Source organism: Vibrio sp. Vb1554, assembly GCF_033344235.1.
Map to the genome: position 1 here is coordinate 1 of NZ_JAWPOJ010000352.1, position 1,138 is coordinate 1,138.

Annotated in this window: 1 protein-coding gene; it reads right to left on the minus strand. The window is 47.6% G+C overall.

Annotation, left to right across the window (positions count from 1 at the left end; translation table 11 throughout):
• A partial coding sequence (locus R8N28_RS26230) for an AsmA family protein (protein WP_318183784.1) occupies positions 1 to 1,041 on the minus strand: 1,041 nt, incomplete at its 3' end.
• Between the last annotated feature and the right edge of the window lie 97 nt (positions 1,042 to 1,138).

Sequence of the window (1,138 nt, forward strand, 5' to 3'; positions counted from 1 at the left end):
AACAGAAGCCGTGTCGAGTTGCCAGTGCGTCGGTTTGAATTGACCAGAAACCTGTATGCGGCCTTGCTGCCAATCTAGGCTCAGTTCTTGGAGCTGGATATTCTCGGGCGTGAAAATGGCGTTCAAGCGTGGCTCTATTGCGGTTTGCTCTTGGAAACGAACACTGTCAGCTTGTAAAGACACTTTGGCAGTGGCATTCCATAGAGATGCAGGCAGTGAGGCATCTTCAACGGACAGTTCAAGGTTTTGCCAGTGCCATTCCCCCCATTCAATATCGGCGTTAAGCAAGTCGAGGCTATTGATATGGTTAATGGTGAACGGCAATTCTTGCCACGGTTTAGAGAGTAAAGATTGTCGCTGTGTATTGGTGATTGCCAACTTATCAATCGTGACATTGACCAAAGACCAGCCTTGCGGATATTGCTCACCTTGCCCTGAGATTTGGCTATTGCGCCATTTAAAAGACGTACCATAGAGGGTGCTGTTTTGGGCTTGATAATCCACATCAACCAGTATTTTTTGTATCGCCTCATCGTGCCAATACATCTGCTCTGCAGAGGCCTGAATAGCGCCGTAAGGCCATAATTGTTGAGCGTTGCTCCAAGTAGGATCTTGGATTTGGATACTCAATCCAGTTACGGAAAAGCGCGGACCCGCGTAATCAATATTTTTCAGCGCAATCTGGTGGAACTGGATCGACTCTAAGTTAGGCCGTGTCGGTATGCCTTTTTTTAGACTCACCCCATCGATCAGCAAGCTATCGATAATCCATTTCCCATCTCGTCGTATGTCAGGGTTCAGCCACACGTCGACTTGTTCAATATAAGGCAGTTGAGCGTCTTGGGAGCGAACGTTTTGCAGCGAAAGGTGGTAAGGGAAGTCGTAATGAACGCGCTCCGCTTGGATCGGTAAGCCAAGGTAGGGTGAAACCCATTGCCATGTAGAATTGGCGTATGAGGTGGTTAACAGCGCAATAATGGTCGCCGGAAGGGCAATCAATACCACCAGTAAGAGAATTAGAATTCGACGCGCTGTTTTCATCCCTGCCAGAACCTGTAAGTGAAGTGTCGGAAAACTGATGAGGTCAGTTATACAAATAACCCAGTTAGGCTTTAGCTTGTATCAATCTGGTGTGGGA